The organism is Providencia alcalifaciens DSM 30120 (assembly GCF_000173415.1).
Classification (GTDB): domain Bacteria; phylum Pseudomonadota; class Gammaproteobacteria; order Enterobacterales; family Enterobacteriaceae; genus Providencia; species Providencia alcalifaciens.
The window spans coordinates 52,729-73,247 of record NZ_ABXW01000049.1 but is presented as its reverse complement, the minus strand read 5'-3'; the positions used below and the strand labels follow the sequence as shown (position 1 = coordinate 73,247).

Genomic DNA, 20,519 nt, shown 5'->3' with positions numbered 1-20,519 from the left:
CCTACCTACAACTCGAACTATTTTGAAAATGCATTTTCTTCATATTTTGGCGTGCAGCGTTGTTGGCTGTGCTTACTTACCGCCTAGCTACTCATCCAAACTATTTTGAAAATACTTTTTGACGGCTGCTATAACAAAAGCTTGAAAGATTTAGCGTATTCAATTTAATTTGGTTAAGGTATAACCCTCATTAAATCACCATGTAATTATTTTTTGATAAGGGTTAAATATGCAGCAGGGCAATAAACAAATTGAACGGTTACTCTCTATTATGGCGCGTTTGCGTGACCCGCAAAATGGCTGTCCGTGGGATACGCAGCAAACGTTTAAGACCATTGCCCCTTATACCCTAGAAGAAACCTATGAAGTTCTAGACGCCATTGAACGAGAAGATTTTACCGACTTAAAAGGCGAGTTGGGGGATCTCCTCTTTCAAGTTGTGTTCTACGCACAAATGGCGCAAGAGCAAAATCTATTTGATTTTGATGATATTTGCCAAGCCGTTAGCGACAAACTTGAACGTCGCCACCCACATATTTTTGACGAAAATAACGCTCTCAGTAGCCAAGAAGCGATTGCAGGTTGGGAACAACGTAAAGCCAAAGAACGTGCTGAGAAAGACCAATATTCTGTTTTAGATGATATTCCTAACGCGCTTCCCGCATTAATGAAAGCCTATAAAATTCAAAAACGTTGCGCTTCAGTGGGCTTTGATTGGGATACCCTTGGACCTGTCGCTGACAAAGTGACGGAAGAGCTCGCCGAGGTGATGGAGGAAGCGACTCAGGTTGTCGTGGATGAACAGCATCTTGAAGAAGAAATTGGCGATTTGCTGTTTGCCACGGTGAATTTATCTCGTCATTTAGGGCAAAAGCCTGAGCTCGCGTTGCAAAAAGCCTGCAATAAGTTTGAACGCCGTTTTCGTGAAATCGAAAGAAGATTAGCAAAAACTGGTAAATCAACAGAAACTGCTACACTTGAAGAGATGGAAGCCTTATGGGTTTCTATCAAATTAGATGAGTAGGGTTCGCCTTTGATGATAATCACGGATTGAAATAGTTATTCAAAATCAAACAATCTGCGAAATGATGTTTTTTCAGTGATAGATTGAGCTGAAAGGATTTAGCTTTTAGGTAAAAATGTGTTAACCTTGCAAAACAGTTGAATAGCACTCTAGAAAGTGACTATTTATCAAACGATAAATATTTTTATTTTTAACTTGCTGATTTATTTAAGGTATTAATGAAAACTAGCCTTATTGCGCTTAGAACATTTGTAGGAAATTTAAGGTTCGGGTATACTGTTTTCCCGTCCTGTTATATCCATCATCTTTTAAACCTAAACGTTCAGGTTCAGCATGAAAACTAATTATATTTTTGTGACCGGCGGGGTCGTATCCTCTCTGGGTAAAGGCATTGCCGCAGCCTCCTTGGCGGCTATACTCGAAGCCCGTGGACTCAATGTAACCATTATGAAATTGGATCCCTACATTAACGTAGATCCAGGTACAATGAGCCCAACCCAACACGGGGAAGTTTTCGTTACAGAAGACGGCGCTGAAACTGACTTGGATTTAGGTCATTATGAGCGTTTTATTCGTACCAAAATGACACGTCGCAACAACTTTACGACTGGACGTGTTTATTCTGAAGTCCTGCGCAAAGAGCGTCGTGGCGACTACTTAGGCGCGACCATCCAAGTTATTCCTCATATCACTAATGAAATCAAAGATCGCATCATCCGTGGTGGTGAAGGTCATGATGTTGTATTAGTCGAAATCGGCGGTACTGTCGGTGATATCGAGTCTCTGCCATTCCTTGAAGCAATTCGTCAAATGGCTGCTGAAGTGGGTCGTGAACACACGCTGTATATGCACTTAACATTAGTGCCATACTTAGCGGCTGCGGGCGAAGTGAAAACGAAACCAACACAGCATTCAGTGAAAGAATTACTGTCGATTGGTATTCAACCAGATGTACTGATCTGCCGTTCCGATCGCGTGATTCCTGCGAATGAGCGTGCGAAGATTGCCCTATTCTGTAATGTTCCAGAAAAAGCAGTTATCTCTCTGAAAGACGCAGATTCAATCTATAAAATCCCTGGCATGCTGAAGGCGCAAGGTTTAGATGAATACATCTGTAACCGTTTCCGTCTTGAATGCAAAGAAGCTGATTTATCTGAGTGGGAACAAGTTATTTACGAAGAAGCCAATCCAGCAGGTGAAGTCACTATTGGTATGGTGGGTAAATATGTTGAATTACCAGATGCATATAAGTCAGTTATCGAAGCACTGAAACATGCAGGTTTGAAAAATCGTTTAACGGTCAATATTAAGTTAATTGATTCTCAAGATATTGAAACCCGTGGGGTTGAGCTGCTCAAAGGTCTGGATGCGATTTTAGTACCAGGCGGGTTCGGTTCTCGTGGTATTGAAGGCAAAATTCTGACGGCACAATATGCCCGTGAGAATAAAATCCCTTATTTAGGTATTTGTCTGGGAATGCAAGTGGCGCTGATTGAGTTCGCACGTAATGTTGCGAATATGAAAGACGCGAACTCCACTGAATTTGATGCAGATTGCAAATTCCCAGTTGTTGCGCTGATTACTGAATGGCGTGACGAAGATGGCAACGTTGAAGTGCGTTCTGAAGAGAGCGACCTTGGCGGTACAATGCGTGTTGGTGGTCAGCAATGTCATTTAACCGATGGAAGCTTAGTGCGCGGTATGTACGGCGCAGAAACGATTGTTGAGCGTCACCGTCACCGTTACGAAGTGAACAATCTGCTGTTGAAACGTATCGAAGATGCGGGTCTGAACATTGCAGGTCGTTCTGTGGATAATAAACTGGTTGAAATCATTGAAAATCCAAACCACCCATGGTTTGTGGCTTGCCAGTTCCACCCAGAATTCACTTCGACCCCAAGAGATGGTCATCCATTGTTTGCAGGTTTTGTTAAAGCCGCTGGTAAGTACCAGAAAGGTGAGTTGAAATAAGATACGGGGAAGTCGGCAATTTTCGCCAACTTTCCGAAATTTAACTTGTACTGAGGAAAACCTAATGTCCAAAATTGTTAAAGTGATCGGTCGTGAAATCATTGATTCTCGTGGTAACCCAACTGTTGAAGCTGAAGTACATTTAGAAGGTGGTTTTGTTGGTTTAGCCGCAGCTCCATCAGGTGCATCTACAGGTTCTCGTGAAGCTCTGGAATTGCGTGATGGTGATAAATCACGTTTTCTGGGTAAAGGTGTTCTGAAAGCTGTTGCCGCTGTTAACGGTCCAATCGCTCAAGCAGTTATCGGTAAAGATGCTAAAGATCAAGCTAATATCGATAAAATCATGATTGACTTAGATGGTACTGAAAACAAATCTAAATTCGGTGCAAACGCAATTCTGGCAGTATCTTTAGCAAACGCGAAAGCGGCTGCTGCGGCAAAAGGTATGCCTCTGTATGAGCATATTTCTGATCTGAATGGTACTCACGGTCAATACTCTATGCCTCTGCCAATGATGAACATCATCAATGGTGGTGAGCACGCAGATAACAACGTTGATATCCAAGAATTCATGATTCAACCAGTTGGCGCACCGACTCTGAAAGAAGCGGTACGTATGGGTTCTGAAATTTTCCATCACTTAGCAAAAGTACTGAAATCTAAGGGTATGAACACGGCTGTTGGTGATGAAGGTGGTTATGCTCCTAACTTAGAATCTAACGCTGCTGCACTGGCTGCTATCAAAGAAGCGGTTGAGCAAGCGGGCTACGTTCTGGGTAAAGATGTGACTCTGGCGATGGACTGTGCAGCTTCCGAGTTCTACAACAAAGAAACTGGCAACTATGAGCTGAAAGGCGAAGGTAAAACCTTCACTTCACAAGAGTTCACTCACTACTTAGAAGAACTGACTAAACAATACCCAATCGTTTCTATCGAAGATGGTTTAAACGAATCTGACTGGGATGGTTTCGCATACCAAACTAAAGTTCTTGGCGACAAAATCCAATTAGTTGGTGACGATTTATTCGTAACTAACACTAAGATCTTAAAAGAAGGTATCGAGAAAGGCATCGCTAACTCAATCCTGATCAAATTCAACCAAATCGGTTCTCTGACTGAAACGTTAGCTGCGATTAAAATGGCGAAAGATGCTGGCTATACAGCGGTTATCTCTCACCGTTCAGGCGAAACTGAAGATGCAACGATTGCTGATTTAGCAGTGGGTACTGCAGCAGGTCAAATTAAAACAGGTTCTATGAGCCGTTCTGACCGTGTTGCTAAATACAACCAACTGATCCGTATTGAAGAAGCTCTGGGTAACAGCGCGCCATTCAACGGTCTGAAAGAAGTTAAAGGTCAAGCGTAATTGATATTCGCTTAGATTAAATTGAAAAAAGGGACGAGAAATCGTCCCTTTTTTTATTTAAAATAAATACCTTCCAAAGTATTCAAATCCTATAAATAATGCGGAATAACTCCACCAAGCCCTTCTTATTTTTTATGCTACTAATATAACGCCAGTCTAAATTGATTATTTAGATAATTAACATGAAAATTAAATAAGGATATTATTATGGGAAAGGATAGTCATGAGTCATTATTTACCGCGGCAAAACAAGTGTATACGCATATAAAAAAAGATGCGGATTTGATGAATAAAGTTAGTGATATTAAATCTGGGTATAAACGTCATGGTGAATGGAATGAATCGCTAACTAATCAAAAAGTGGCATTAGAAGAAAAAATTACCGATATTATATATATGAATTACAGCCGTACTACTCCTGTTGGTATTGAAGGTCTGAATATTATTGAGCAGAAAAAATTTTTAGCGGATTTTAAACAGTATCTTTCAGAAAATAAAAATATTGAAGTTAAAGTTCAAGGGAAAAATGATAATAAATTTTCATCCCTTACGGATGATGAATTATTAGATGGTTCTGCATATCGAATTTTACCGAAGAATTATCGTGAGCGGTATAATAGCCGAACAATGTTAATGTCTCGATTAACAGTCAATGTGAAAAAAGAATATTTCGCAGATTTAGCTAAAGCATTAATGCAACTCTACGAAAATGATCCGAATAAAAAAGTGATGCAAGCGAAGATCATGGGACCCAAAAAATTAGGGCGAATAACGGACCAAGCTGTGATTTATTTCTCTGAAGCAAGTTTACAAAGTGCTACAGAAATTAGCCAGCAGCTAAAAACGCTATTGCCTGCCGATGCGATGATTGAGCATGTTCCTATGGGAATGTACCGCATTGATAAAGGTTTTTCCTATTCTGAAACCCTTGAAGGGCAATCCAGTAGTCATGGTGAGTCAAGAGCAGAAATGATCGCTAAAGGGATTGTTTCTTCATTGATTTCAGACAAACCCTTGGAGCAGAGCCTGACTAAGGTATTAAGGGTTCATGGTTACGATGCAGAGCAACCCGCTTTACTTTCTCAATCAGTTAAAGAAACGTATTTTGATATTTCAATTACAGGCAGTGGCACTCATTCAGATAATCATTCTAGCCCTGATATTGAAAAATTTAAGCAAGACCCAATTGAATTCTCCCGCAATTACAATATTAATACCAAAGTACTTAATTCTATTTTGCAAATACCATCAGAAGGAAACATATCATTCAGTAAAATTTTTGGTAAAGGTTATCAAGTTGAATATGTGGACTCAAGTGATGAACAAAATCAGCGTTACATAATAGATTGCTATCTTTTAGACTCAAGGGCGAGAAATAAAGAAAGTAAATATGTCGAATATATCGATATTCCAAAGGATCATCCCGAAAAAGATTTTCTATTTACAGGACTATTGCGTGGTGAATCGATTGTGGTGACTGTATTAGACAGCGAACACTATAGAATTTATCGAGATAATCGCGCTGACGCCTCATTACTTTATGACAATGTCGTGATGGCTGTTGATGCAAGGGATTATATTCTCCCCGAGAAAAATATTAGCAAAGCTAATGCATTCATGCATTTTAATGGCGATGAGTGGAAATTAATTGTTCAGCCACAACGTAATCGGATATCTCTAAGTGCAGAGGACAACATCGTTAAAGTCCAAAAAGCGGGGGATTACAATCTATCAGATAGAACACAGCGTTTTGAAAATGCTAGGGATAGCGTTCATCGTGAATTAAAAATGCTGGCAAAAAAGGTTAATGTGAAAATTGGTGATATCCCGAGTGAAACTGTATTTCTAGCAGAATCCCAGTATTCAGAAACACAGCCTTCAGAGTTACTGGAAAGTCATTCATCATTAAAAACATGGCTAGATATTGGTAGTCAATTACAACAAAAATTAGATATTCAAATTCAGGAGCTTAAAAAAAATCGGCAGATATTAGAGGAAAGCTTAATTGGCGTTATGGACATAACGCGCAAAAAGAAAATAGAAAATGCCATTGAAATGAATAAAACCATTATTTCAATGCAAAATAGACAATATGGCGAGCTTTTTTACCATTTACGTGAAGTGGAATACAGTTGGTTATGGCAACGTATTAAAGCGAATCAAGGCATGAGTGCAGTAGTTAAGATTAAAGAGTTTGATCCGAATATGGGAATAAATTCACCTTATGCTTATCATTTAACAATTAATGAACGGTATGAGAATTTAATTTACCTGCATAAATTAACGCGAAATATGCGGTTTAAAAATGAATTTAGTGAGGGAATTAAACAGTATAAAGAAATTAGCATACTGGATGTGAATGACACAGTGCCTTCACAGTTATTGAAAAAAATGTATGTCACAAACGAGTATACGGCGAGAGAACGAGGTGCTTTGTATCGTGTCATTCAAGAAACCACGTATGAAGAGTATATTAGTCATGTATTAACTCAAACCGGAAAAATTAGTGAATTCTTCTCTGAAGCTGGTAGTAAAACGAATCGATTAATTCCTCAAGACTTCTACTTATCATTAGTGAGAAGTGAATCTGGCGGGCGCTGCTACCCATTGGTAAGAGGAATGTCTGTGGGATTGGCGCGAGAAGGACACCTGGGTGCGGATAAACTCATTGATAAGCTATATATTGCAGCTGCCGATCCTGAGGGTCGTGATGCCTTATTATTGCAAGATTCTCTGAAAAGACTACATTCTAATGTTGAAGCGGTAGAGGCTTCATTTTCCCATGGAATTATGGATCTGAAAAAGATCCAAACTCTATTAGAGTTAAAGTCTGAAACCATGATGTTTGCCATCAATAGTAAAAGCCATTCAATGTTAGTAGGTAAAACAGTAAGTGGAGAGCAAAGTACTTATTATTTTTATGATCCTAATTTTGGTCTTTTCTCATTTAAAAATAGTAAGCGATTATTTTCATCTTTAAATAAATTTTTAAGGAAAAGAAAATGGCTGATTACTATTCAGCCTATGAAATTGATAATAAACCTGCATTTGAATTGGTTTTTATTAATACGGATGAAATGGCGAAGGTGCCTATTGGCAACCATCTAACAGTTAATGATTTAAGTATTGATGAAAAATTATCTGATTTAAGCGAAAGAGGAAAAAAAGTTGAACAATTGATTTTTAAACAAAAAGAAATTATTGAAGATACAAGATTGAAAGCTTCATTGACGATATTGGATGCTCAGCAATGGGGGGAGAGAGTCAATGACGCCACATTAAAACTCTCAGCAGAAAAACATTTTAATGGAAAATGGATTCCACTATTTTCAAGTGTAGAGCAAGCCTCAGATAACCTGTATCGAATTAAATTTATTCATATTGAAAATCCCGATCTTACTCATTGGGTTGAGACTACGGACAAAACATTTATTGAATTTCACCAATACTCTATCGAGCAAATGGAGTTATTCAACAAATATTATCGTTTTGAAGAAAGTAAAATAAAAGCACAACTTAATGAGGCTGATGCTACTTCAGTTGATGGTTTGAATGTGGGTATAGCTATTCAATCGATTATTCAGTGGGTAGAAAATAAAAATCGTAATGAAGCTTCAGAGAGAAAAAACTCACCGAATTTGTTATTGGCGTTAAAAATTCATACCTATTTGAATTATTCAATGATAGCGTATGGCATCGCCAATGATATGGCGAAAATCAATCAAATTATTAAAATCGGTTTAAAAACTGGACGTGAAATCACCGCTACGGAGATGAACAGTTTCTTTTCATCAATGGCAAAAACAGCGAATGAAGGGCTGGCGGTAATTTTTAGTGGCGCACTCGTGGGGTTTGATATTTATGAGTTATCAAATGCGGAAAGTGACTCTGAACGCATTATATTTGGTACTCAACTCGCTTTTGACTCTATGAGTTTCGCCGCAGTCTCAGGTGGAATAGGGTTAGGCGCCGCAGGGTATGCGGGGGCGGCAACCGCATTAGGTGGTGCCAGTGTTCTTGTAGCGGGGCTTGGAATAGGATTTATTGGTTTAGCTCGCAATTTTGCCATCATTGGAGAGGATGCAAAAGCAGTTGGACGCTATTTTTACGCGCTCGATGAGGCTTATAAAGGAAATGGATTTAATTATATTCCAGACCAAAAGATACTGATTCCAAAATTTGGTGCGATATTTAGCACTCTTGATCTTAAACATAATCAAATTCAATTTGATAGCCAGTATATATATCGCACGAGTGAGCGTTCATCGGGTGGTGGCCGCCGTAATTATATTTTTTGGGCAGGAAACAACCCTACAATGGTTAAAAATCGAGCCCAAGCTATTAATATTCGCCAAGGTATTGGTTATCCATTAGCGATACATAAATTGGATTTTTTTGATACTGATACACTTATGTTGCCTGTTATTCCTAAGTCTTATATTAAATACAGTTATAATTTATGGCCTGGTTGTACATTGCGCCACGATAGTGGTTTTGATGTCATTCGGCGATTAGAACAGGAGGATAATTTTGATTATGATTTCTATATCTTCCCCAGCGAAAATACGATTACACAGATTTTCCATGAATATGTTGATACGCCGATTGAGATTATTTTGGATGAAAAAAATCGCGCATTGATTGTTCCCCAATTAGCGAGGGAGTGGCATGGAAAAATTGAGTATAAAATAAAAGGCAATGGTGGAACGTATAAGCTCAGCTTAAACAGCGGTATTCGTATCAAATTAACGGACGATACAAAAAATAATCAAAATTCGAAGTGGATTATAGATGCTAGCCAACTGGAAAACAGCACAGTCAAAATACAAAATAATCAATTCACTGTCGGTGATATTCAAATAGACGTTGATGTTGACAGTGTGCAAGGTCAAATCATCGTCGTGAATAAACATAAAGAAGTGCAGAGAATTGATTTGTCATCGGCTCAGTCAACGATTCTAAGCGAAGATGAAAAATTATGTCAAGGCGATGCAAAAGATCTAGCACAACATTTAAATCATTATGCAGAGCAGCATAAAAAACATGGGCAGTTCATTGTTATCGCTAATCACCAGTACAACGGCAAGGATGTGGGACGAGCATTCTATGATGTAAGCAATCAGCGATATATTTTTATCGATACTCTGGATGCTAATAAGCAATACGCTATTTTAAGTTCAGTGGTAGGCGATGTTGCGTATTTCTACTTGCCAACACAAAAGCAAATATGGGCGGTGGACATTGCGACTGGCACTATCAGTTCTGAATATCAATTTGAAAATCCAAATAATCGACCATTTGAAATCTTACAATTGTGGAAAGGTTATGGGCATATTTATTTTTCATGTAGATATACTGATACCAATGAGGTCGTTAATTTTCAAATCGAACAAAATATAATTAAATTAATTAGCTTAGACGCAGATTCAACGTTATTAGAGCGCTTAGCTCAAACACCTACCCAGTTTTCAGCAATATCGCCTCAAGCGTTCCTACGAAACTATATGTTAAGTAGCACTTACAAAACAAATGGTGAACAACCTGTACAGATTGAAGCAGATTTAGGGTCAGTGGTGGCTATTTCAGGTGTAGATAGCAATCAAGCTCTGCATCGTTATTGGTTAAGAGTGGCTGACAGCCTACTCATTAAGCCCAATTTATCCCCCTCTCTTGGTTATGGAGAAACCCCGACCAATATCCGGTTACATCAGAGCCATTGGGCTATCCCACCTGATTTAGCATTAATGGGAAGCCTATTTGATGAAAAAGGAACAGAAATTTTTTATTTTTACAGTCATAAAAATAAAGAACTGTACCGTCAAGAAGGTCCTGGGCAGGACATTTTAAATGTCACGAAGCCAACTGCATGGTTTTTAAATACCCCGTATGGCATGCAAAATGCTGCCTTTTGGCAAGGTAATTTATTTATATCTAATATTGATGGTGTTATTTGTCAAATTGATGATAAAGGAAATTACCATCCATCTGCATTAACTGAGAATTGGTTCAAAGAACGTGCAAATTGGTGGAGAGAATTAGGAGATTACTATTGCTGCAAAACAATAACCTTGGTTGGACTTAATAAAGGAAGCGCCGAAAAAACAATTCCAGCCTGGTCTTTGAATGGGAAAGTGATTATTGCTCATGAATTATCATTAGAAAATAATATCCAGCTTTTAGGATTAGATGCGGATAATTTGGGGGCATTAATTTTTGATCCGACAACTCAAAAACTGTATCGCCAACAGTTTGCGACGGAGAATCAATTATCTTCCGCATTTGGACAAGGACGAGAGCTTCTTGATGAGTCAGCATTACCAAACGTTGTCGATGTTTACCCGGATTTGCAATTTTCGAATGTGAAAATGGTTGGTGATGGAGTACTGATGTTTGCTAAAAGTGGCGAAATTTTATTTGTCGATCTTTTACAGAATAAAGACAACACGACAAGTAGTCACCTCGGTTCTTCATTGATTATTCGTGGGAGTGATCAAAATGATAAGTTATCTCCCGTTGTTATTCAGTCTGTGAAAAATATTGTGTTGAGTGCAGGGAATGGGCAGGATACTTATACTATTTCGAAAGCAGTGTGGGGGCATTATCACTCCATTATTATCGATAATAATGCGCTTGATTCACTGATGGATACGCTAATTCTACCCGTTTCAGAGAATGATGAGTTGGTCGTGAGCCAACATAATGACGATCTATTTATCACCGATATGAAGCAAAATACCACGCTAGTCTTTAGGAAAGTTTTTGGTGATCAAAAACAAGCTCATCAGCATTTACAGTTACGTTTTGTCGATCAAACGCAAGACGTATCATTGGAACAATTTATTCAGAATCACTCATTGAATTTGGCGATTGATCTAGCTGAAACTCACATAGAACTTAACAATTATCAGCATATTGAACACGATGTTCACTCATCATTGCTGTCTGAGCACGTAGCGGGATTTGCGAAAAAAGATGGATTGGTCATGCCGGGAATGGACTCTCCATTTTTACCTAATGTGAATACCCATAATGTCTTGCTAAGTTATCTTTCTTAAGGGTAAATCAAGAAAAATGTAAGCTAGCTGAAATTACACAGTGAGCTGGCTTACAGCTCACAAAATGAATATTGGATGATTTATCTGAACTATCAAATTGTTATATATTTTCATAGCGAATAATTTATAGGAGTGAAAGCAGTCAGTATGCTTACCTATATCTTATTTTAGGTAATTAAATTGCTATTTTTGTGAATGACTAGTGAGATTTTTAAGTTTTTAGCTTTAAAACAAGTAAATTGCGGGGCGCAGATCGCAGTTTTAGGTTATCTACATTTCCATCTCATTCAATTAACTCTATATTTTACTTCCTGTAAAAAAAGATTAACAAAAATTACTTGAAAACTTAAATTGCTTCCGAGCTATGGAGTAAACATGGATGCTTCTGAATCTTTGACACCAGCAGTTCCTCCAACCCCTTCTAACAAGCGTGGTTGGATAATTTTGGCTGTTGATATTGTACTGCTGATTTTGCTGTTGAAATATTTGCCTTTTGATGACAAAGCAAATGCTGGACTGGCTTTAATGGTTTTCGTCGGTGTGCTTTGGTTAACTGAGGCGATTCACGTCACAATTACCGCACTTTGTATCCCATTGTTGGCGGTAGGGCTTGGTTTGATGGGGACGGGAGATGCGCTAAAAGCCTTCGCGAACCCAATCATTTTCTTATTTTTCGGTGGATTTGCGTTAGCAACCGCGCTGCATATTCAAGGTCTTGATCGCCTGATCGCTAACCGATTATTAATGGCTGCACGTGGGCGTTTATCTGTTGCTGTCATTTTGTTGTTTGGTGTTACTGCAGGTTTATCTATGTGGATCAGTAATACAGCAACTGCCGCAATGATGTTACCGTTAGTTTTAGGGATCTTGTCTAACCTTGATGTTCGACACGAACGTAATACATTTGTCTTCGTGTTATTAGGGGTAGCTTACAGTGCGAGTATCGGAGGTTTAGGGACAATTGTTGGTAGCCCGCCTAACGCAATTGCAGCTTCCGCGCTAGGTTTGGATTTCTTATCATGGATGAAATATGGCATCCCAATCATGGTGGTTTTACTGCCAATGATGTTTGTCCTGATGTACATGATGTTACGTCCTAACTTAAAACACCGTTTTGAAATTGAATTAGAAAAAGTGGAATGGAATGGAAAACGTATTACTGCGATGAGTATTTTCTTGTTAGCGGTTGTATGTTGGATCACCAGTACGTTCATTAGTGATGCGCTTGGCGGCGTTAAAGATTTAGATACTATCATCGCGCTGAGCGCGGCGGTGTTAATTGGGATCACCGGAGTAGCTAGCTGGTCACAGATCCAGAAAAACACTGAGTGGGGCGTATTAATGTTATTTGGCGGTGGTTTAACGCTGAGTGCAATTTTAAGCTCATCAGGCGCTAGTAAAATCATGGCGGATTGGATGCAAATGACATTCGGGCAAAGCCATTGGTTTGTGATTATTCTTGCGGTTACAACGTTTATTATTGTTCTGACTGAATTTACCAGTAATACAGCAAGTGCCGCACTGCTAGTACCAATTTTTGCGACGGTCGCTGAAGCATTAGGTATGCCAGTAATGGCATTAACGATGATTATTGGTATTGGTGCTTCTTGTGCCTTTATGTTGCCTGTCGCGACACCTCCGAATGCGATTGTATTTGGTTCTGGCTATATTCGCCAAATTGAGATGGTTCGAGTGGGTGCTGTACTCAACGTGGCATGTATTATTGTTATCTCTTTATTTGCTTGGTTTTTTTGGATATAACAACGTTAAGAAAAATAAATTAAAAATAGTAACGGCCTCAGAGAATGAGGCCGTTTTTTTATTTCTAGTGTTGTCAATGAGACAATCACTTTTTTGGTTCTTCTCTAGCTGAAAGGCTCCTGTTTTGTCAGTGAGTTCTCACCCATATTACGTAGTGAGAAATTCATAATTTGAATAAGTCCTTTAATATCAATTGTATCCAGCGGGCAAATAAAACATACTTTGCATAATTTTTGATGGCTTTCAAGAGTGCAGGTTTTACCAAAAATCACGACGTCCTTGTCTACTATTAAAAGAAAGACTTGCTGATGAAAAATCTCGATTTTTGTATAACAACCAGAGCTCAAAATACCGTCATGAGGGGGATTAGAGGAGTTTCTTGATGGTTCTAAGTTAATGTGTATAGAAGATGTGATATAAGGGGCATTTTGTTGATTGAAGCGATTAGCAAACGAGATACGCGTTGCTAATTGAAAAGGTGAGAATGATGAGGATTGACTAGCCGTGATTGTATTAGCTAGTTTGATGACTCGTTGTCCTTGTGAAGTATCCTCCATTTTAGTGATTTGAGCCAACATCATCTTGGCTATTTTGATGATCAAATTCCGTTGATCATTATTTTCATTACTCAAGAAAAAATCATGCTCAATAGCAGATGTTGAAAGAAAATTTCCACTGAGCAAAAAAGGTGTAGTTAGCATTATTGAGTGAGTCATCTATTATAAGTTCCTTGCTATTAAATGTCCTTAACGAGAATGACTATAACGCTATTTTTTTATTCTGAAGCTATCAAAAATTGAGATGGAACTATTAAAAAATTTAATTATATATAAATTTTTGTTTTTCAATGATAATGAATTAATTTCATTTTATATTTAATCTTAAAATTAAAATTATGGTTTTTTTTGTTATTAATTTAAATTTGATGTGAAATAATCATATTTGAAGTGACATTTAAACTATTCTGGAATTTATTATTAAATAAATGGAGTTATAGAAATGAAAAATAATCTTTATTATTCATCGTTTGAATCGTTTAACAAAAAGAACATTAATCCTAGAGTGATATCTCAAGCATTCAGTGATTTGAAGTTAAAATCTCCTTTGTGGTGGGGCTCATCAACTAAAGAGACGCCAGCAAGTCGTGATATCAAGCTATTTAAGGAAAATACGATAGTGTTTTCTCATGCCAATACTATTAGCGCTGATGAAATGACTCATATGGGGAAATTACCCCCACAAGGTTTAGTCAAATTCACGCAAAAATCACCTAAGACTTATGTTATTAATCCTATATCCGGAGCTTCAAATCTTGACCCAGAGTTAACGGTTGATGCCTACTTTCTAGGTTACAATGGCGGTAATCAATTAAGTGCAAAACCGGCTTATATTGATATCCCTATACAGGCAGCTGAAAACAGTTTTCTTTTTACGGGGTCTTTAACGGGATGCTCAGTTATCGTTACAAAACATAATGCTACAACATATCGAGTGTACCATGATGGAAGAGTAAATAGTTCAGTGCTCTATGACAATGTGGTTATGGCATTTGATTTTCAAGATTACCAGGTTGCAGGTACTGATGAAGGTCTTGCTATGGTTTACATGAGGTTTCACAAAGACCAATGGGAATTAATTTTACAGCGCCAACAATATGAGGTGATGAATGGCATTCCTACTCCACAACAACGAATACAAGATGAATCCGTTATCTTGCTATATCCGGATGATACATTTTATCAATCACGTTTAGAACAATTTAATCAATACCGTAGTCATATCCATAAAGAATTATTTAATCTTGCGAGGGAGATTAATATTGACACTGAAAATTTCAGACAAGGTATTTATACAGGAGGCGATTTTTCATTAGATCATCAAGCGATTCTTTCTTGGATAGAATTACGAAATAAAATAAAACAAGACCTCAGTATTGAGAGGGTAAAAATAGATATAAAAATAAAAAATGCGCGAGATGAGCTTATTGAATTACAAGATAAAATAAATAAATCAAATAAAGTGCTACCCTCAGAAGAAGATAGAATTAGAATTGGCGAATTAAAAGAAACAATTGAGTTAAATAAACAATTAAAAGAATATTATAAACAAAAATATGATGTGATTTTATCTGAAAGTGCATCTGTCGAACGTAGTTGGTTATGGTTACAAATTAAAAATCACCATGGATCTGCAGCGGTTATTAAATTAGATGAACCGAGTATTAAATCAGGTATTCAATCAGAATCTGTGAGTAATAGAGAAAAATATACGGTTCTATTAAACAATGATATATGGAATGATCATGGTGATTTTAATCAAGGTATTAAGCACTACAGAGAATTCAGCATTACAAATTTCGATGAGGGAATGTCGGGATCAAAAATGCGAGAGCTTTATATTCATGGAGGATTAAGTGCTAAAGAACGTGGTGCACTATCTCAATATATTCAGATTAAGGATCAATCGGAATACATTGAAAATATTTTAAACCACACGTTAAAAATAAATACCTTATTTCAGAATGGGGGCAGCATTTATCAACACCTTGCTCCTCAAGACTTTTATTTACCATTAATGGGCGACTATGAGGGCGGTCGTTGTTATCCATTAGTGAGAGCGATGTCAGTTGCATTGGCTCAATATGATGGTGTTAGCAGTGCCAACGCGCTTTTCAATAAGTTGTTTATTGCTGCGGCATCTCCGGAAGAAAAAAGCTCAATTATATTGAGGTCATCACTGCAAAATTTACATTTTAGTACGGAAGCGGTAGGAGCATCTTCTTCAATTGGTCTACTTAATTTAAAGATGATAAAAAAACAACTCATTAAATCTAATGGGACTCAGATGTATGCCTTAAATACTCAAAGCCATTCAATGTTAATAGGCAAAAAAGTTGATAATGGTAAGATTCGTTACTGTTTTTATGATCCTAACTTTGGACTTTATCTTTTTGATGATCCGAAAAAACTTTTTAAGTGTTTAGATAATTTTTTAGTGAAAGAGAAAATGGCATTCAAATATGATTCGCTAACGGAGAAATCTGAACCTATATTTGATCTCGTTGCGATTGATATTGAGCAAATGGCAAATGTAAATATTGGCGCAGGGATAAGAGTTGACGATTTAGTATCTTCATCTGAGTTATCCGAGGTTATCCTACAACGCAAAGAAACAAGAGCTTTCATAAAAAGCCAAAATGTATTAGCAAAAGATAGGCAAATAAAATCATCTTTGAATATTTTAAACGCAGAGCAATGGGGAAGCCGCCTAGAATTATCACTAGATAAAATAACTCAAAAGTTTCAGTTAGATGAATATTGGTTACCTGTTTTTGCGAGTGCAGAAAAATTAGAGAATGGGCGATATCAAATTCAGTTCACCCATAAAGGCAATGAGGAGCCTTCTCGTTGGATTGAAACAGATGACAAAACATTTTTTGAATTTAAAGAATATTTCAATAAATCAATCGACTCTTTTAGTCAGCACTATACATTTAATGATTTAGCGCTACAGCATGAGGATACCTTAGGAGGAGGGACTGAAACTGAGCATGTTGATGGTCTAAATTCGGCGATAGGCATTAAGGCACTGATTGAATGGGCTGCAAATCGTAATCGCCAATCAGTTGCTTCAAGTAATCCTTCTAACCTAGATACCGCATTGAAAATTCATGCCTATGTGAGTTATACCATGATGGTTCATGGGGCAGTGAATGATATATCACGAGTCACTCGACTGGTGAATGTGCTTTGGAAAGAGGGATCTGATGTTATCAAAACTGAGATGAATAGTTTCTCATCATCGATTTTACGCACTGCAAATGAAGGGGTTGGTGCGATTTTTCAAGGCGCTATGGTCGGGTTTGATATCTATGAACTCGCGAATGCAGAGAATGAACTACAGAGAACGGTTATTGGCACTCAGCTGGCGTTTGATTCAGCTGCGCTAACAACAAGTATTGTGGGATATGGAGCCTCGCTATTGGGGGCTGAAACTGTTGCTGGCGTTGCTATGCCATTAGCAGTACCTTTAACCGGTCTTGGAATTGGTATTACTGAATTAATCAAAATTAATGAGCGCCATGCACAAGAAGCGATAGAAGTTGGTGTTATTTTTGGTCGTTACAAAGAGCATTACCAGAATGCGGCTATTCATTATGATGAGGAAAAAAAATTATTAATGCCAAGTGAAGGCATTGTAATTAAAGAAGTTAATTTTTTAGATGCAAATTTTACGCTCGGTAGTGAATATATTTATCGTGGTGAAAAAAGAACATGGGTTTTCAAGTATAGTACTCTAAGTGATTTTCAATCAAAACCACGAGCGGATATAAATAAAAATGAAGCGATTAATATTCGAGAAGCAGTAGGTATTACACAAAATAAAGTGGCATTTGATTTGAATATGTCAAATACTATTGTGCTACCCGTCATTCCTCAATGTTATCTACGTTACGAATATACATCTCTCTTCGGTGCTACAACTCGTGGTGATTATGGTTTTTCTGTTCTTAGGAAATTGGAAGAGAATTACCAGTTTTATTTTGACTATCTTTATTGTGGTTTAGAATATGTAATGTCGAACCTTAAGGCTGAATATGTTTTTACTCCAGTTTCGATTATTTTAGATTCAACTAATAAGCATTTAATTGTTCCTACTCTTCCTGAACCTTGGCATGGCTATATAGAACATAGCCTGATAGGCGCTGGTGCAGAATATCAGATTTCGATAAATCATGGTTCTTCTTTAAAGTTAAAGCAATCCTTATTAGCCACTGAGCAATCCACTTGGATTATCGATACCAGTAGTATTGATGGTCAGAAAGGTCAAGTAATTAAAATTAATGATGATAATATCCAAATTGGTAATACCGTCGTTTATGTTGATGAGACGGCAGCGTCTAGTAAAATTCTAATTATGAATAGTGAGCATGAAATTAGAGAAGTTAACTTCCATAATAAAAAAATAGATCTTGTTAGCATAAATGGAAAACACTGGGGCCCAAATATGGGCTCTATTGAATATTTCCTTCATGATTTGGCGAATAAAAATGAATTAAATAAAAAATATGTTATTGTTAATAATTATTCAGTTAATGAAAAAAATGTTGGCAGAGCATTCTATGATGTTGCTGCTAGGTGTATGTTATATACCAATTCATCGTATAAAGAAAATGAATCTGCAATTTTAATCACGACGATTAAAGGTGTCGCATATTTTTATTCTCAAAATGAAAATATTATATGGTCAACCAACATTAATAATGGCGATATTTATGCTAAGTTTAATTTTTATGATTTGTTGGGTGAGGATTCAAGTATTGAACGGATTTCAATAAAAAATAATACAGTCATTGTTGAATTGAAAAATAGAAAAAACAGTAGTGAAGTGAATGTGGTTTACTCTTTCGAGAAAAGTAAATTAGAGCTAGTCAGTATTTCTGATGATTTTCGTTTAATGGAAAAACTGAATAAACTCGATGTTATTATTCCGCCTAGAAAACAAAAAGATTTCTTAAATCATGATTATTTAGTTAATGAAAACTATATTAGATTGAGTCAGGATAACAAAAATACACTATCCACAATAGCCTCTTCAACAAAACCATCGCCAAAACTAGCCTCAATCGTGATGATAAAAGATACCAATTATTTAGGCTTCCAGAGTATTTATTGGCTACGTACCAGTGATGGGGTATTAATTAAACCTAATTTAGCCAGACCCGATGATTATGACCAAAAGATAATGGCTGAGATGTCTCAGACATTATATTGGTTTTCTACTAACCCTGATGAATTAGCTTATATGAATCATAGGCTCGCTAATGGGGAACCTTTTGAGCATGTATTAGATTTAACGTATGCTAGTTTTACTAATAAATGGATGCTATCAGGAATTGAAGGTCAATTTAGGGTGGCAAATACAAAGCCAACATTATTAAAAATAGTTGGAGCTTGCTTTAATCGGTTTGATCCGCTTACCGATACGTGGAACTGGAACCCCCCCGCCGACCTTATATTGGTCGGTAGCCTCTTTGATGATAATGGCGGGGAAGTCTTTTTCTTTTATAGCAAAGAGTCCGATACCATTTTCCGCCAAGAAGGGCTAGGACAGAAGGATATCGACCTTAAAAACCCAACCGCTCAGCGATTAAGTCTTCGTGATATAGACACTGCTTTTAATTGGAACGGAAATATATTAATTATCCAAAAAAATGGCGTTGTGAAACAGCTGAATGTTAATGGTAGTGCGGATATTATTGCGATAAATAAAACCTGGTTTGAAAATGAATCATTTAATTGGCGTAATTTAAATGATTTTATTAATGAACCAAATCCAATCACACTGTTTGGTCTGAAAGGAAAAGATGGCAAGCAATTTTTACCAGCATGGTATTTTAAAGGAAAAGTTATTGTTAGTGAGTCCTTACCATCTGAAGATACATTACATTTTTTAGATTTTGATTCGAGTGAGGCTAATGGGGTTATTTTTGATACAAAAACCAAAAAACTATATCAACAAACCGCCATTTCGAGTGTACTGTTAGCGGATATGTTTGATGACAATCAGTCTTTAAAGCCCTCCGAACATTTACCAAAACCGATTGAATTATATCCAGACGTTTCTCTTGAGAATGCACGGAAAATAGGGGGAGGGTTAATGCTGTCTTCTAAGGAAGGGCAACTTATTTTTCATCCGCTATCCAAGAATGAACCACTAGGCTCATCATTCATTATCAAAGGAACAAATAATGATGATATTCTCGCACCAACGCAGTTAAAAGAGACTAAGACATTGATACTCAGTGGTGGGGAAGGTAAAGATACCTATCACTTGAAATTAGGGGACTGGCAAAACTATCAAACCATTATTATCGATAATCAATCACAAGATCTAGCCATTGACCATCTTGTATTACCGATAAACGTTAAGGGTAATTCTATTTTTGTTAATCGATTTAATGATAATTTAATTCTCACGGATTCCATTAATCAGACTTCATTAGTATTACATAATGTTTATGGTACAAACTCATTAGCTCACCAGCATTTGATGATTCATTTTGACGACGGCGTTTTCAATATTAGTGAGCTTGCAAACGAGGTTACGGTTCACCGTGGTGCTATGTATTTATCGAGTTATTTTGAAGAGAAGCCACAATGCAATGCAGATCTGGCATATTTAGCTGAGAGTTGCAGTCAGATAACACAGGCAAATAATGTGAGTTATCAGCCTAATGAAAAATTAGGGTGGAACACATCAAGTTCAGACATCATACCAATCAATACGCTTCAGTCTCAAATACACTAGATGATGTCAATCGATGCCAAATAAATGAAGA

At 37.2% G+C, this 20,519-nt stretch carries 8 protein-coding genes; 7 read left to right on the top strand and 1 reads right to left on the bottom strand.

Going from position 1 to position 20,519, the window contains the following annotated elements:
* The first annotated feature begins 229 nt into the window (after window positions 1-229).
* The 6 genes from mazG to PROVALCAL_RS10890 all read left to right on the top strand — a co-directional run bounded on the left by mazG (window position 230) and on the right by PROVALCAL_RS10890 (window position 13,177).
* Entirely contained in the window at window positions 230-1,024 is a 795-nt protein-coding gene (gene mazG / locus PROVALCAL_RS10910) for a nucleoside triphosphate pyrophosphohydrolase (RefSeq protein ID WP_006659308.1), read from the top strand.
* A 333-nt stretch (window positions 1,025-1,357) separates the two neighbouring features.
* Window positions 1,358-2,995, top strand: a complete 1,638-nt coding sequence (gene pyrG / locus PROVALCAL_RS10905) for a glutamine hydrolyzing CTP synthase (protein ID WP_006659307.1) — start codon at window positions 1,358-1,360, stop codon at window positions 2,993-2,995.
* A gap of 64 nt (window positions 2,996-3,059) precedes the next feature.
* The gene (eno, locus tag PROVALCAL_RS10900; RefSeq protein ID WP_006659306.1) at window positions 3,060-4,361 is read left to right on the top strand and encodes a phosphopyruvate hydratase; all 1,302 of its coding nucleotides are present in this window, start codon (window positions 3,060-3,062) and stop codon (window positions 4,359-4,361) included.
* A 207-nt stretch (window positions 4,362-4,568) separates the two neighbouring features.
* Window positions 4,569-7,469, top strand: a complete 2,901-nt coding sequence (locus PROVALCAL_RS20045; RefSeq protein WP_006659305.1) for a T3SS effector HopA1 family protein — start codon at window positions 4,569-4,571, stop codon at window positions 7,467-7,469.
* Entirely contained in the window at window positions 7,364-11,416 is a 4,053-nt protein-coding gene (locus PROVALCAL_RS20040) for a TcdA/TcdB pore-forming domain-containing protein (protein ID WP_006659304.1), read from the top strand. Before PROVALCAL_RS20045 ends, PROVALCAL_RS20040 begins: the two co-directional genes overlap by 106 nt.
* 375 nt (window positions 11,417-11,791) lie before the next feature.
* Window positions 11,792-13,177, top strand: a complete 1,386-nt coding sequence (locus PROVALCAL_RS10890; RefSeq protein ID WP_006659303.1) for a DASS family sodium-coupled anion symporter — start codon at window positions 11,792-11,794, stop codon at window positions 13,175-13,177.
* Between the two features lie 104 nt (window positions 13,178-13,281).
* On the opposite strand, the gene PROVALCAL_RS10885 is transcribed toward PROVALCAL_RS10890, so the two are convergent.
* Window positions 13,282-13,893, bottom strand: a complete 612-nt coding sequence (locus PROVALCAL_RS10885) for a hypothetical protein (RefSeq protein WP_006661067.1) — start codon at window positions 13,891-13,893, stop codon at window positions 13,282-13,284.
* A gap of 283 nt (window positions 13,894-14,176) precedes the next feature.
* Between PROVALCAL_RS10885 and PROVALCAL_RS10880 the strand changes: the two genes are divergently transcribed.
* Window positions 14,177-20,488, top strand: coding sequence for a TcdA/TcdB pore-forming domain-containing protein (locus PROVALCAL_RS10880; protein WP_006659301.1), 6,312 nt, complete (start codon window positions 14,177-14,179; stop codon window positions 20,486-20,488).
* Window positions 20,489-20,519 lie beyond the last annotated feature (31 nt).

Excerpts from the sequence above, each read along its gene's own strand:
- mazG (WP_006659308.1), top strand. The coding sequence starts at position 230 with ATGCAGCAGGGCAATAAACAAATTGAACGGTTACTCTCTATTATGGCG.
- pyrG (WP_006659307.1), top strand. The coding sequence starts at position 1,358 with ATGAAAACTAATTATATTTTTGTGACCGGCGGGGTCGTATCCTCTCTG.
- eno (WP_006659306.1), top strand. The coding sequence starts at position 3,060 with ATGTCCAAAATTGTTAAAGTGATCGGTCGTGAAATCATTGATTCTCGT.
- PROVALCAL_RS20045 (WP_006659305.1), top strand. The coding sequence starts at position 4,569 with ATGGGAAAGGATAGTCATGAGTCATTATTTACCGCGGCAAAACAAGTG.
- PROVALCAL_RS20040 (WP_006659304.1), top strand. The coding sequence starts at position 7,364 with ATGGCTGATTACTATTCAGCCTATGAAATTGATAATAAACCTGCATTT.
- PROVALCAL_RS10890 (WP_006659303.1), top strand. The coding sequence starts at position 11,792 with ATGGATGCTTCTGAATCTTTGACACCAGCAGTTCCTCCAACCCCTTCT.
- PROVALCAL_RS10885 (WP_006661067.1), bottom strand. The coding sequence starts at position 13,893 with ATGACTCACTCAATAATGCTAACTACACCTTTTTTGCTCAGTGGAAAT.
- PROVALCAL_RS10880 (WP_006659301.1), top strand. The coding sequence starts at position 14,177 with ATGAAAAATAATCTTTATTATTCATCGTTTGAATCGTTTAACAAAAAG.